12 protein-coding genes are annotated in these 13,590 nt (G+C 41.4%); 7 read left to right on the plus strand and 5 right to left on the minus strand.

The window, feature by feature from the left end:
• Nucleotides 1-106 precede the first annotated feature (106 nt).
• From MH117_RS17930 to MH117_RS17945, 4 genes are all read right to left on the minus strand, one after another.
• Nucleotides 107-472, minus strand: a complete 366-nt coding sequence (locus MH117_RS17930) for a hypothetical protein (RefSeq protein WP_239330875.1) — start codon at nt 470-472, stop codon at nt 107-109.
• A 369-nt stretch (nt 473-841) separates the two neighbouring features.
• Nucleotides 842-1,567: a YjjG family noncanonical pyrimidine nucleotidase gene (locus MH117_RS17935; protein ID WP_239330877.1), complete on the minus strand. Its 726-nt coding sequence runs from the start codon at nt 1,565-1,567 to the stop codon at nt 842-844.
• A gap of 177 nt (nt 1,568-1,744) precedes the next feature.
• Nucleotides 1,745-2,749: a cation diffusion facilitator family transporter gene (locus MH117_RS17940; RefSeq protein ID WP_239330879.1), complete on the minus strand. Its 1,005-nt coding sequence runs from the start codon at nt 2,747-2,749 to the stop codon at nt 1,745-1,747.
• A 288-nt stretch (nt 2,750-3,037) separates the two neighbouring features.
• Nucleotides 3,038-4,204: a multidrug effflux MFS transporter gene (locus tag MH117_RS17945; RefSeq protein WP_239331344.1), complete on the minus strand. Its 1,167-nt coding sequence runs from the start codon at nt 4,202-4,204 to the stop codon at nt 3,038-3,040.
• Between the two features lie 427 nt (nt 4,205-4,631).
• Between MH117_RS17945 and MH117_RS17950 the strand changes: the two genes are divergently transcribed.
• Nucleotides 4,632-5,831, plus strand: coding sequence for an MFS transporter (locus tag MH117_RS17950; protein WP_239331346.1), 1,200 nt, complete (start codon nt 4,632-4,634; stop codon nt 5,829-5,831).
• 112 nt (nt 5,832-5,943) lie between these two features.
• Here the strand turns inward: MH117_RS17950 and MH117_RS17955 are convergent, their stop codons facing one another.
• The gene (locus tag MH117_RS17955) at nt 5,944-6,687 is read right to left on the minus strand and encodes a YheC/YheD family protein (RefSeq protein ID WP_239330882.1); all 744 of its coding nucleotides are present in this window, start codon (nt 6,685-6,687) and stop codon (nt 5,944-5,946) included.
• Nucleotides 6,688-6,882: 195 nt separating this feature from the next.
• Between MH117_RS17955 and MH117_RS17960 the strand changes: the two genes are divergently transcribed.
• From MH117_RS17960 to ahpC, 6 genes are all read left to right on the plus strand, one after another.
• Complete coding sequence (locus tag MH117_RS17960; RefSeq protein ID WP_239330885.1) at nt 6,883-7,599, plus strand: YdeI/OmpD-associated family protein; 717 nt, start codon at nt 6,883-6,885, stop codon at nt 7,597-7,599.
• Between the two features lie 279 nt (nt 7,600-7,878).
• The gene (locus MH117_RS17965; protein WP_239330888.1) at nt 7,879-8,901 is read left to right on the plus strand and encodes an ABC transporter substrate-binding protein; all 1,023 of its coding nucleotides are present in this window, start codon (nt 7,879-7,881) and stop codon (nt 8,899-8,901) included.
• 40 nt (nt 8,902-8,941) lie between these two features.
• Nucleotides 8,942-9,961: a FecCD family ABC transporter permease gene (locus tag MH117_RS17970; protein WP_239330891.1), complete on the plus strand. Its 1,020-nt coding sequence runs from the start codon at nt 8,942-8,944 to the stop codon at nt 9,959-9,961.
• The gene (locus MH117_RS17975) at nt 9,958-10,980 is read left to right on the plus strand and encodes a FecCD family ABC transporter permease (protein WP_239330894.1); all 1,023 of its coding nucleotides are present in this window, start codon (nt 9,958-9,960) and stop codon (nt 10,978-10,980) included. The genes MH117_RS17970 and MH117_RS17975 overlap by 4 nt, the downstream gene beginning before the upstream one ends.
• A 195-nt stretch (nt 10,981-11,175) precedes the next feature.
• Nucleotides 11,176-12,651, plus strand: a complete 1,476-nt coding sequence (locus MH117_RS17980; RefSeq protein ID WP_239330897.1) for a protein adenylyltransferase SelO — start codon at nt 11,176-11,178, stop codon at nt 12,649-12,651.
• Nucleotides 12,652-13,017: 366 nt separating this feature from the next.
• On the plus strand, nt 13,018-13,581 hold the full coding sequence (ahpC, locus tag MH117_RS17985) for an alkyl hydroperoxide reductase subunit C (RefSeq protein ID WP_239330900.1): 564 nt from the start codon (nt 13,018-13,020) through the stop codon (nt 13,579-13,581).
• Nucleotides 13,582-13,590: the final 9 nt, after the last annotated feature.

Below are 13,590 nucleotides of genomic sequence, written 5' to 3' on the forward strand. Positions count from 1 at the left end.
CTGTTCTACAAGTCACAAAAATGCACTTGGGAAACAGCTCCTTTCGCTAATTGATTATGAATATTAGCATCAGATGAGTACCCGTCATTATAAATATTTTGTTGGTTTAGTTCAGGATTACTTTTTGCTGGGTAGAGTATACCCCGTTCTTTACGGTTTGAAAGATATACCAGTATTGTTTGTTAGAATCAACATTTGTGTGATCCCAGAAGAGGGTTGTTCCTTTGGTTAATTCTTTTTTGAATACTTCGATTAGATTAGTCCTATTCAACTTAATAACCCGAATGTAATCATAGTCGGTCGTAGGGTTCGTCCATGCAATAGTAACGGGAGAAGTGCTAGTAAGATGAAGGTTAGTAACAGGGTCTGGTGCGGCGGCCGAAGTGATTGGAACGATTGTAAACATCAACACGAGGCATAGAAACAGGATACGGAAAACAGAACGCCCAGGCTTGCTTTTCAAAGAAAACATCCATATTCCTCCTTTTGTATGGAAAACTTAATTCTTTTGTTACAGTATCTAGATACTCCTCCTTTCTTGCATTCTATTATATGGATGGTTTTACCTGTCATGACCTAATAATAACATCTTTTTGCTAACTTAGGTTGGATTTTATTACAAATAAATCCATTATTATGTTTGTGTGCAAGTCGTTCCAGTTATGTGGTTTGAGGGTGCGGATCAAGGGCTTACACCTCATATGAATATGTACAGCATAAATAACCTAATAGTAAAGAGGCCAACCTGTTAATTAGGATCGGCCTCTTCTCTGGTACGGACCGTTGATTCGATGGCATTCCATAAGATCCGCAAATGTCCTACGATTCTCGTTAAGGTTCTTCACAATCTCATGTAGGAATGAGAAGAAATGCTGTTGTTTTCTCTTAAAATAGAATAGAGTTCCTCAAGTTTTTGAATCTGATAGGTGGCAATAATATCCGAATGATTGGGTATCATTTCGGGGTTAAACCAACACGTATCTATTCCAGCTAGATGACCACCTTTTATATCCGCACTTAAAGAGTCTCCAACAATTAAGGTTTGCTCCGCCGCAAAGTTAGGAATTCTTGCAAACACATAATCAAAATATTCCTTCATTGGCTTTTGAAAACCAGTATCCTCCGAAACAAAAATGTCTTTAAACATTGGATATAGTCCCGAATCACGTAAACGCTTATACTGTGTTTTGGATACGCCATTTGTTACAATATATAAATCGTATTTCTGATGAAGATCCATTATTAAATCAAAGGCACCATTAACAAGTTGATGTCCTTGTTCCAGATAAGTCCGGTAGTTATTTTCGAGTACAGTCCCATCCACGTCTTTGCCATATTGTTTAAATAAAATAGAAAAGCGAGTGTTTACAACCTCATCACGATCTAATTTCCCTTCTTCAAAGGATTTCCATAGCGTATGATTAATTTTTTTATACTGTGCTTCAATTTCAGGTGTCAGTAGAGCCTGTTCACCTTTAAACAACATCTCCAAAGCTAACTTTTCAGCCGCACCAAAATCCAATAGCGTATCATCTACATCAAATAGTAATGTTTTGTATTTTTGCAAAATAATCTACCCACCAATTCTCTACTCGACTATTGTCCATAATATGAAGTCCATCCTAAGCTGCATAACTTAAATAAGTCGTTAAATAAGTAATTCTTTGTTGCTGTTGCTACAATAAAAGCGGCACATACATGCAGGGAATCGTTCCATGTCTGTATGTACCGCTATTGTGCTTATTCATGAAAATTCATTTAGAACATTCGGCGTCCAGTCTTTTACACCGTTGTCTTCAATAATACCCAGAACCACATCTGTAATATCTGGATCTGCAATCAGCTGATCTTGAACACGGAATTTGATATCATCAGCATCAGCTAACGATAAGCCTCTACGTAATTCAATCATAGCATCGACGTGGTAATAGCGTCCTTCTTGAGTAATACGAAGATCATTGATATCGGTCACATCTTTATCAGAAAGAATAATTAAAGCCACTCTCTCAGCAACATCACGAGGCGCCGACACTCCGATTAACCCAACCATATTATCATAACCAACCCGGAATGCAACACCAACCATGAGCAGCCCAATGAGAATGGTGACAACTCCATCAAGTGCCTCAAATGAGGTTTGAGAGGTGACGATAACTGCGATCATGGCTAATAGTGCACCCGTCACTGCGACCAGGTCTTCGTAAAATACTAAGCGGGTAGGAGGAGCAGAACGACCCACATGTTTAAATGCTGCTGGAATAAATCCGAAGCCTGTTGTTTCAACCCTTGCTTCTTTGTTTATTTCTTTCATCGCTTTTAACAAGATTGCGCCATCAACAGCAAGGTTTAACAATAAAGCGGCGATGTTAATCCAAAACGCACTGCCAGCGCCAGCTTGCACAGGGTGCTGAATCAAATGCCATCCTTCTCGAACAGTCTCATAAGCCATGATCGTCACGACAATGACCGCAATCATACAAAAGATGTTTATTACTCGTCCAAATCCTGTAGGGAATTGACGGGTAGGTTTCTTTTCCGCAAGAATACTTCCTGCAAACACAAATCCTTGATTCACGCTGTCTGCTAGTGAATGCATAGCAGATGCGAACATTGCTCCGCTGCCGCTCATAGCTGCTCCTGTACCTTTAGCAATTGCAATAAAAGCATTGCCTACCATCGCGAGCGCAGAAGATTTATTTCCTTTCTTAAGTAACTGTACTAAATTTTCGCGTTCCGGTTCGGGCTCCATTATTTCCTCCTAAATTCGTAAAAAGAATGATTGCATAATCTCAATTATTTTATAATACAACGTTTTATTCATCAATAATTAATATGAATAACTGACATAACAAGTTCAACAGTTAAATCGTAAATCTGTACAATGTATTATGCATTAGAATACAAATCATTCTTATTATGGTTACAAAAAAGCAGCACTATAACAAGTGCTGCTTTTTTAAAGATTAAGTTCCTAATTTAGCCCCTTAAATTCTCCTTTTGAAACAATATAAGTCCTTATTAAACTTAGTTATGATTGTTATCTTCTTATAATACGCTGCTCACTAACAATAAAATGCTTCCCAAGCAGCCACATACCCCAACTTATCACTAAGAAATATAGTGGCATTGTTAATAGAGAACCATTATGAAGAACACTCATTCCCCATGTTATAAAGCTAACGAGCAAGTAGTAACCTAGACTAAAAATAGCGCCCGCCGTTCCAACCACATCATGGAAACCGACAAGTGCAAGACTTAAACAGTTAGGCAGTGCAATCCCTGCGCCCAGCAGCATAATAAACATGGATCCTAATATGCATACAATGGCCATGATTCTTGGTAGTGTGTCCACTGCACCAGCAACTGTCAATACAAGCGCTCCAACGCCCATTACAAGAAGACCTGAATGAATGATTTTCTCAGGGGCATGCCTTGTTAATAGTCTTTTGGATATCATTGAACCGAAAATCGATGCCAAGGCAACCACAATCCCGAAGAAACCGTAAACACCTGGTGATAATTGAAAGTACTCAATAAATAAAAAAGGGGCCTCGGCATAATAGCTGAAAATAACTCCATTTATGCCGCCAATCAACGCGCCAAAGACTAGAATACGTTGTGACAACAACATTTGTTTAGCGGTCGATGCAAGAGCTACCTTTTTTCGTTTTGACTTATCAGTTGTTTCCGGCAACTTCAATAGGGCATAAACAAACAAAACAACACTCAAAATAACAAGCGTAAAGAATACCGACCTAAATCCAAGGGCTTGATCAATCCAGCCTCCGATGAGCGGCCCGATAGCGGGAGTAAATGCGATTACTGCAGATATCTGCGCAAACATGGTGTGCCGTTGCGTCCCTGATAGACTTTCACGAAGTATCGTTTGTGTAATGATCGATCCAGTAGCGGCACCAAAAGCTTGAATAAAACGACTTAGCAAAAGTGCATCAACAGATCCTGAGAAATAGCACAATAAACTTCCAATTCCATATAAAACAAGGCCACCCAGCATGGCTGGTCTTCGTCCGATATAATCCGATAACCATCCCCAGCAGAAAACACCCAGCGCAAATCCGATAAAGTAAATGCTTAAGGTTAGCTGGACCGCACTATTTGAGGCACGGAGCGCCAGTGATATATCGGGTAGTGAAGGTGTATAGATAGTTTCACTAATCTGCGGAAAAGCCACAAGTACGATCATTAATAATAAAGACGGGACTGCATTATTTTTGGTTTTCACTTTATATTCGCCCTCCTACAAGCTTATATAACTTCGAAAAGTATAAGCTTAGCTAGGGAAACGGGGGCTTCATTATTCTAATTCGATTACATATACTCATTTTTAAGTTCACCTTGATCAATAAATGTAGGAGGACTAAACCAATATCGCTATAGATCAGCGAATTATACCAAACATAAATATATCAAGTTTTACATATTCCTTCATTTAAGTCAAGTGCAGGACTTTTGTTTTACTTGTTACTATTTTTAATACCATTAAATAAATAGAGAGACTATAATAAAAAATAGTAGCGAAGAAATTTCGGCTTAAGATTTGAATAATACCAACTTGGAGGTTTAGGAGAGTGGCAAAGCGCTTCAAAAAGCCTGAAAGCAGGATTTATGCCATGCAGCTGGCAACGATTTTTTTAGGCTTTATTATTTTTGGTTTTTCAGAAAATATAAAAGGACCAGCAATCCCACGAATTCAATTTGATTTTATGTTAAATGAATCACAGCTCGGCATGTTATTGTCGCTTAATGCATTGGGTTACTTAATAGCCTGTTCATTTACTGCTTTCCTGACGCGTAGATGGGGAATTAAAATTGTAAGTATTGCCGCCTTTGGGTCTATGCTCATTTCAGGTATTCTTATTTACTTTTCTCGAAGCTATCCGGCTTTTTCCGCATCTTATTTTCTAATGTATATCGGCAACGGGATGCTTGAGATTGCGCTTGCTATTCTAGGAGCACGGATATTCGTCAAAAATACAGGCACGATGATGAACTTAAGCCATGGTTTCTATGGGCTCAGTTCTACCGTCGCACCCTTAATTGCAACAGGGCTTATGTCGGTGAGTGTGTTTGGGTACACGCTGGATTGGCGCGGCATGTACCTCGTTATGTTAGCGTTATCCATTATTCCAATCTTATTTGCATGGCGAAGTACTTTCCCAAGCGATAATATATCACATGAAGATCATGTTTCATTAAAGACTTTGATGAAAGACCGTGCTCTATGGCTTATGGTGCTGATCCTCTCATTTGGTGTTGTATCGGAATTGGCTGTTGGTGGATGGTTAGTCAATTTCCTGGAAAAGGCTTATTCCTGGGATACGACTACAGCCTCAGGTATGTTGTCTGCTTTTTTCTTTTGTTTTGCGCTCGCAAGACTGCTATTAGGTCCACTAACCGATAACATTGGCTTTAATTTATCGCTTATTATTTTTTCCACGTTTTCTGCAATATGCACGTTTGCAGCCATCTTGGGTGGGGAACGATTAGCATTTCTGTTTGCAGGTGCTGGAATAGGTATTGCCATGATTTATCCCACGGTTATGGCTTTTATCGCGAAAAGGTATCCCAATGGGAGTGATACCGCTATCACGTTTACAGTCACCTTAATGGGAATAGGGAGTGTCATTGGCAATTATATGATAGGGGGAGTGATTGATGTTGTTAAACATCTATTCGGTGCGGATACTCAAATGGGCTTAATCCGCGGTCTCCAAGCTGGGTACGCATTCATCGGTTTGTGTGCCGCCATTTGTGCTGTATTCAGCTGTATTCTATTCCGATTTTTAAGAAAGAGAAACGAACTTATTTGATATTCATAAGTGTCATTAACAACAGAACTTGTTTTTTCGTTGAAAAAGGACGATAGCCCGATGTTATTACACATTCGGGCTATCGTCCTTTTTGAGTGTTAAGCTTCATCGTTTATTTGGTTCGACCATAAGCTTTGGCATAACGTAAAATACGGCGATAGGCAGCGGGGTTAAATGTTCGGTAGACATATATAGCAGGTCTGGTGTTCACTTCTAAAATCCATGGCCGCATGCTTTTGTCGAGTGCGATATCAAGCCCCAATTCTTTCAAGCCCTTATAATTTTTACTTAACTGCTTGCCTACAGCTAATCCCATTTGGTTAAGCTCGCTGCGAAGTTGACGAATGGAGGACTGACTCATGTGAGGGCTCATTAAAGTAGACAAGGATTCCATTTTACCACCATTGCTTACATTCGTTACAATTTTATGAGCAGCTGCTTTCCGACCAAAGATGGACATCGCTTCCCAATTATGGTTCAAATTTTTTTGAACCAACACTCGAAGATCGAACTTTCGGCCTTTGTGGCTCAGCATGTGAATACCCTGTTGCACCAAGTACTTTCGCTTTCCGATCCGTGACTTAATTTTATTGTGCAAAAGATCCATGGAAGGAAATGAGTGAGTAGAAACTCCTTCACTTAGTTCGAACGAAACATCGGAGCGTCTTTTAGCACGCATAACCCCTTTACCGTGGGTACCAGTGTCAGGCTTTACGTACACCATTTTGTATCTACCCAACATCTCTCCCAAGCGGCTGAAATTGTATTGGGCTGTTTCTGGAATGTAACGCTTCAATGAGGTGTTTTGCAGAACGCGGGTTTTTTTCCATTTACTAAATACATGTCGAGCAGACAAAAGAGCATCACCTTTTCTGAAAAAAATGTTTGTATCTGGCTGCACTGGCGTAAAAGGCTAACAATTTGATTAACAATATCAATGTATGACACGGGGCACGATTAGGAATGGACAAAAACCTATTTGGCATCTGCTAATGTCCTTGACAAGTAGCTGCTTGATTTGTCTTCAGCCACAATTAAATTATAATAAATGATGAAGAGCATTCGATTACAAGTAGGGGATGAAGTACAGTTGCCTAAATCCATCGTAGAAAAGCTAAACTTAAAAAGTTACAAGCAAGCGGCCATTATAAATCAGCCGGAAGGAACCGATTATTTTAATGCGTTGACAAACTACGATACCTTTTTCAAGGAGAGAACGTACGATCTGATATTTGCTTTTGTATTAGACATGGAGTCCTTAAAGAACCTGGTCAACCTTGTTATCGAGCACCAGTATATGAGTCAACATGGATATCTCTTTGCGGCATATCCTAAAAAGGGCAATAAAGTTTACCCGACGTTTATCCATCGCGATGATTTATTAACAGGGCTAGGCAGTGATGAGTCTGGATACATTGGATCAAGTAATATTAAGTTCGCACGTATGGTCGGGTTAGATGATGTCTTTACCGTGGTCGGTTTTAAAGAAGATGCTAAGCACAAGGGACGGATTTCTTCTCAGTCAAGTCAATGTGTAGATGATTATATTTCTTTGATCCCATGTGTGGAAAGGGATCTTGAGGATAGGCCCGATTTGCTGAACTTATACCAGTCGCTCACCCCTGGATACCGTAAAGATTGGGCACGTTACGTGTATAGTGCCAAGCAAGAAGCAACAAAAGTTAAACGCAGAGATGAAATGAAGATGATTCTTGAGGCGGGATACAAGAGTCGCGAATTATATCGTAAAGCACATCCACAGACCTAAGACGCAAAAGCCATCAATCTTACAGATTGGTGGCTTTTGCTGTGATTACTATATGTAGTAAGTCCATGAGATGGAGAAAGGTGGGTATTTTGTATAATAATAACAAAGTTTAAAGAGCCGATTGACAAAATATAGTTCTGTTGGTAAGCTGACTTGGATGATAATAATTATCATTATCATTTAATGTTGTTTCTTATTTTTAGTTCTATTATTTCTAATTGTTTGGTTTCATAGAATAACTGAATCTTTACATTATTTTGCTGTAGAAGGAGAGAAATCATGTTAAACAAAATGAATAAGCAAATAGGTCTTATTGTGTGTACGCTAGTGATTGTAATGATGGTTTTGGCAGGCTGCGGCAGTACAAGCACTTCAGACGCATCAAGTGTGGACAGTACTAAAGCTGTAACATCTGCCGAATCAACTAAATCGGATAAAAGTGAATCAGAGAAGTCTGAAGAGAAGTCTGGGACGCGAAAAGTAACGACTGTGATGGGGGAAGTGGAGGTGCCCGTTAATCCTCAGCGAGTCATCGTCAACTGGTATGTGGGAGATGTATTTACACTGGGCATTAAGCCTGTGGCGATAAACGCTCGTGCGGATAAAGCGATGCCATTTTATGATCAGTTTGAGGGAATTCCGATCACGGAGAAATGGGAGTCCGAGGAAATTTTGAAATATGATCCCGATCTGATCATTACTTACGATCCTAAGGATTATGAGGATTTCTCCAAGCTTGCCCCGGTTATTGTAGTTCCCGAGGGGGAAGTAAGCTCATCAGAGCGATTATCTTTCCTTGGCGCAGCAACTGGACATGAAGCAGAGGCCAAAGAAGCGATTGCCGTTTTCGAGGAAAAGCTTCAAAATGCAAAGGGAAAGCTGAGCAGCGGTATTTTTAAAGACAAAAACTTCAGTATTCTTCAGGATTGGGGCCGAGAATCATACGGCGTTATGTACGAGACGGGTTCACGGGGTGGCACACTGCTCTACGAATATATTGGACTGAAAAAGCCAGAGAAGCTCGAGCAATTGGTTAAGAAGTCAGGAAAGGGTCGTGATTCTCTGTCCTATGAAGTGGCTTCGCAATATTTTGGAGACTATGTGCTCTGGTTTTTGAAAGAGGGATACGAGTCCGAATATGCAAAATCAGTGATCTGGAACAGCATCCCTGCGGTTAAACAAGGAAATGTCATACAAATTCCAGGTGAGTATAGCGGTTTGTTCTATTATTCCGATGTTGCGAGCATGACAGCACAGTTGGATTATATCTTGGATCGGTTGCTCGCGCTAGAAAAGAAATAATAGCGTATACAACGGACAAACTAAAGGTGTCAATATGTTAATGGAAACAGATAACAGCAGCAAGGGAAGATTGAAGTTTAGCTTGTTCATGCTCACTGGTAGCATCATGCTGATTTTAGCAACTGCAGCATCAATCTCATTCGGTGCCGCAGACATGAGCCTTGAAGTGGCTTGGGGTGCTCTTTTTCATTTTGATTCTGGAATTCCTGAACACCATATTATTCGAATTTTCCGTTTGCCTCGAACAGCAGCGGATATCATAGTTGGATGCAGTCTGGCTGTGTGTGGAGCCGTTATGCAGGGAACTACCCGTAACCCACTGGCCGATTCTGGACTACTAGGCATCAGTTCGGGTTCGACATTTGCGATTGCCCTGTGTATGGCCTTTTTGCCAGGACGATCTTATGTAGAAACGATGATCTATTCCTGTATGGGTGCAGCTATCACAACAGCTATTACTTATTACATGGCATCAGTCGGTAAGCGCGGAATGACCCCACAGCGTCTCGTGCTGGCAGGAATGTCTATTTCAATGCTATTTGGTTCTTTCAGCACCTATATTGCACTTAAATATGACATTGGACAAAGTTTGGCCTATTGGACAGCTGGAGGAACGGCTAACGTGGAGTGGATGCAGCTTGTTTACGTGACGCCAGTATTCGTAATCGGTTTGATTTGGGCAATTACCCTCGCTCCATCTATTACAATACTGAACTTCGGGGAAGAGCTTGCAGCAGGTCTTGGACTACGCGTAAAACGGATTAAAGGCGCTGCCACCATAATTGTCCTCGTATTAACTGGACTTTCTGTTATTGTCGTCGGTCCTATCGGCTTTGTTGGACTCATTATTCCGCATATTGTTCGATATATCATTGGTGTGGACTATTGTTACATCATACCAGCTTCCGCTTTGTATGGCGCAGTGTTTATGGTTAGTGCAGATTTACTGGGCAGAATATTGGGACGTCCTCACGAAATGCCACTTGGAATTATCTTTGCATTGATCGGGGTTCCATACTTCCTCTATCTTGTACGCAAACAAAGGAGGGAGTTTGGTTGACTCAAATCATTAAGAAGCGATTTGCATTAGCAAGACCGATTGGTGTTATTTTGTTATTATCCGTATTGGTAATCCTACTTGCTGTAATTAGTATGAACGTGGGGCGATTAAATCTATCTCCGCTCGAGGTACTGCAAGTCATCATCGGTAAGGGTACCGAGAAGCAAAATCTAATCGTGTTTGAGCTTCGTCTGCCTCGAATTGCTTTGGCAGTGTTAGTAGGCATGGGAATGGCCATCTCGGGCTGTGTGATGCAAAGCCTGCTCAGAAATGATCTGGCCAGTCCGGGTACGCTAGGAATCAGCTCAGGTTCCGGATTATTTGTAATGCTGTATATTACCGTTTTTGCGGGGAGCGGATTTTTATCACCCATGTTCTTACCGCTGCTGGCCTTTGTAGGTGGTATCACAGCAGCGATGCTTATATTTGTGCTTGCCTATCGAAAAGGTAAGGAGCTGTCACCTACAGGTTTGATTCTGACGGGTGTGGCCTTAGGCAGTGGATACGGCGCATTAACGCTTATGATTACACTTGGTCTAGAACAGAAACAGTATGATTTTGCACTGCGTTGGCAGATCGGAAATTTATGGGGCGATGATTGGAAGTACATTATGGTGTTGTTGCCTTGGGTTATTATTATCGGTTTTTATGTAGTGTTCAAATCGAATACTCTAAATACGTTAAATCTGGGCAATCAAACAGCTACTGGTCTTGGCGTCGCAGTTAAACGAGAGTTTATCGGTCTGACGATAGCTGCCGTCGCATTATCATCCGGCAGTGTAGCACTCGGGGGTAACTTTTTCTTCGTGGGATTGATCGCACCTCACTTGGCTCGTAGAATTGTAGGTCCTAACCACAAGTTCATGATTCCAACTGCGGCATTGGTAGGAGCGTTAATTATTTTGGCGGCAGATACCTTTACCCGTACGGTCAGTATGGGTGCAGATATTCCGACCGGTGTCATTATTACAATCTTTGTCACTCCCTATTTCCTCTATCTTTTATCAAAATCAAATTAGTATATGAGATGAATACAGACTTAAGAGATTGCAATATCTTATTGCTATCACGTAGAACATGATAAAAAACTTAGTTGGTACTACGAATCATTACAAACAAGTGCATCTAGTATTGGAAAGGGTATAATAAATGAACAGCAGTAAATCCTAAAGCAGGGAGTTTCAGCTGAACGACATGAGAACTGAGGTGATAGGATGCCAGAACATGAAACAAACCTACATATGGGATGGAACTTTAATAACAGTTATGCGCGCCTTCCCGTATCCCTATTTACGAGACTTAATCCGACTCCTGTTCAGTCACCGAAGCTGGTCATTTTAAATCATCCGTTGGCAAACTCTCTAGGGCTGAATACCAAAGCGCTGGAAAGTATCACTGGTACAGCTATACTGGCAGGCAACAAGATTCCTGAAGGTGCTGCGCCGCTCGCTCAAGCCTATGCAGGTCATCAATTCGGACATTTTAACCTATTAGGGGACGGACGAGCGCTTTTGCTTGGCGAACAAATTACGCCGTCAGGAGAACGATTCGACCTTCAGCTCAAGGGTGCAGGACCAACACCTTACTCTCGCAGTGGAGATGGGCGAGCCGCGTTAGGGCCGATGCTGCGCGAATATATAATCAGTGAAGCGATGCATGCGCTTGGCATTGCAACCACCCGCAGTCTGGCAGTAGTGACAACCGGTGAATTCATAATCCGAGAAACGGAACTGCCAGGTGCAATCTTGACCCGCGTGGCTGCCAGTCATCTTCGCGTTGGTACTTTTCAATACGTATCACAATGGGGTACTGCTGAAGAACTTCAGGCACTGGCTAATTATGCATTAGAACGACACTTCCCAGAAGTTAGCGCCAATGAGAACCGATATCTGCTCCTTCTTCGCGAAGTTATAAAGCGTCAGGCTGCGCTTATTGCGCAATGGCAGCTTGTGGGCTTTATTCATGGAGTGATGAATACTGACAACATGACCATTAGCGGAGAAACGATCGATTATGGGCCTTGTGCATTTATGGATGCCTATGATCCGGCAACAGTCTTCAGTTCCATTGACACTCGAGGACGTTATGCCTATGGAAATCAGCCACAAATCGCTGCCTGGAATCTCGCCAGGTTTGCTGAAACCTTATTGCCGCTGCTGCATACTCATGAGACTCAGGCAATTGAATTGGCAGAAGAGGCTATTTCAGATTTTGCTGAAATGTATTTCCATAACTGGCTCACAGGAATGAGAGCTAAATTGGGCATATTTAACGAAGAGAAGCAAGATGAATCTCTGGTCGATGACCTGCTCAGCATGATGGGCAAGTATCGCGAGGACTACACCAATACCTTCCGTGCCTTAACTTTGGGTCAATTCCAGAATTCCATCCTGTTTGGAACTGCGGAATTTACGCAGTGGCATGAGCAATGGCAGGCTAGACTGACCAGACAGCAGCAATCAGACGCCGCCTCGCAGCAATTAATGCGGAACAGCAACCCTGCAATTATCGCTCGCAACCATCGGGTAGAGGAGGCGCTAGAAGCAGCGGTGCGGCACGGAGACTTTAGTGTGATGCAGAAGCTAATTGATGTACTTTCCAACCCATACGCTCACACCTCTGAACAGGATGATTACGCTGTATTGCCTGAGTCATCTGATTTGCCTTATCGAACCTTTTGCGGCACCTAAATTAGGAGCATCCTATTATGTGGGAACATCACCCATCACAGTCGAGGAAGCAATCTCTTGTATTCGAATGAATGTGTTAGAGGTTAAATGTTGTTCCATATGCAGTGGCCAAATGAAGTGAAGGAAGGCGAAGGCTCATCGAATGAAACCTTACTTCTTAAGGAATACTCACATTTCATTAACAGCATAGCATAATGAATAATGAGGTATTTGACTGAAAAAAGTTCTCAATTTGTAATTATTATAAAATAGCTTGACAGATTGCATCATTTCGTAAATAATAATGATTATAAAGTGTGTTCAGAAAATGTTACAGGTTCTGAATGGGCTTTAATCACTACACTACATTTAAAGGAGATTATAAATATGTCACTTATCGGAACAGAAGTATTGCCATTTAAAGCATCAGCATTTCACAATGGGAAATTCATCGATGTAACAGAAGAAAATTTCAAAGGTAAATGGAGTGTAGTATGCTTCTATCCAGCAGACTTTACATTCGTATGTCCTACTGAGCTTGAAGATTTGCAAAACCAATACGAAACATTGCAAAAGTTGGGCGTAGAAGTATATTCCGTATCAACAGACACTCACTTCACACATAAAGCATGGCATGCTAGCTCTGAAGCTATTGGTAAAGTTACTTATATTATGATCGGCGATCCTTCTCATGTAATTTCCCGCAACTTTGATGTATTAATCGAAGCGGATGGTCTTGCAGACCGTGGTACGTTTATCATTGATCCGGACGGTGTGATCCAAACAGTTGAAATTACAGCTGGTGGTATTGGCCGTGATGCAAGCGCGCTGGTGAACAAAATCAAAGCAGCACAGTATGTTCGTAACAATCCGGGCGAAGTGTGCCCAGCAAAATGGCAAGAAGGCGGAAAAACGCTTAAACCAAGCCTTGATCTCGTAGGCAAAATTTAAGGTGTGATA

The sequence above is a fragment of the Paenibacillus sp. ACRRX genome (assembly GCF_022346885.1).
GTDB lineage: Bacteria > Bacillota > Bacilli > Paenibacillales > Paenibacillaceae > Paenibacillus_B.

Coding starts and splice junctions, on each gene's coding strand:
- MH117_RS17930 (WP_239330875.1), bottom strand. CDS start 472: ATGTTTTCTTTGAAAAGCAAGCCTGGGCGTTCTGTTTTCCGTATCCTG.
- MH117_RS17940 (WP_239330879.1), bottom strand. CDS start 2,749: ATGGAGCCCGAACCGGAACGCGAAAATTTAGTACAGTTACTTAAGAAA.
- MH117_RS17945 (WP_239331344.1), bottom strand. CDS start 4,204: ATGATCGTACTTGTGGCTTTTCCGCAGATTAGTGAAACTATCTATACA.
- MH117_RS17950 (WP_239331346.1), top strand. CDS start 4,632: ATGCAGCTGGCAACGATTTTTTTAGGCTTTATTATTTTTGGTTTTTCA.
- MH117_RS17960 (WP_239330885.1), top strand. CDS start 6,883: ATGAAGAGCATTCGATTACAAGTAGGGGATGAAGTACAGTTGCCTAAA.
- MH117_RS17965 (WP_239330888.1), top strand. CDS start 7,879: ATGTTAAACAAAATGAATAAGCAAATAGGTCTTATTGTGTGTACGCTA.
- MH117_RS17970 (WP_239330891.1), top strand. CDS start 8,942: ATGGAAACAGATAACAGCAGCAAGGGAAGATTGAAGTTTAGCTTGTTC.
- MH117_RS17980 (WP_239330897.1), top strand. CDS start 11,176: ATGCCAGAACATGAAACAAACCTACATATGGGATGGAACTTTAATAAC.
- ahpC (WP_239330900.1), top strand. CDS start 13,018: ATGTCACTTATCGGAACAGAAGTATTGCCATTTAAAGCATCAGCATTT.